At 35.0% G+C, this 237-nt stretch carries 1 protein-coding gene; it reads left to right on the top strand.

Annotation, left to right across the window (positions count from 1 at the left end):
* A partial coding sequence (locus ACFCTO_RS12260) for an integrase core domain-containing protein (protein WP_499876976.1) occupies window positions 1-148 on the top strand: 148 nt, incomplete at its 5' end.
* Window positions 149-237 lie beyond the last annotated feature (89 nt).

The following is a 237-nucleotide window of genomic DNA, read 5'->3' as shown; positions in this document are numbered from 1 at the left end:
GAAGAAAGGCTATCCATGGGATAATGCCTGCATAGAATCATTCCATGCCTTGATTAAGCGAGAATGGCTGAATCGATTTAAGATTGAAAATTATCAACAAGCCTATATGCTAGTGTTTGAATACATTCAGCAGTTTACAACTTTTTGAACAAATAAATATCGCGTAACCACACCTTTGAAGTATAATGAATCTGCTAAAACACATCATCTCAAAGGAGTTACGCGATGAATTCATTA

The organism is Megasphaera indica, from assembly GCF_046614755.1.
Lineage (GTDB): Bacteria > Bacillota > Negativicutes > Veillonellales > Megasphaeraceae > Megasphaera > Megasphaera intestinihominis.
Note: the sequence above shows the minus strand (reverse complement) of the source record. Positions and strands in the feature narration are given on the sequence as shown.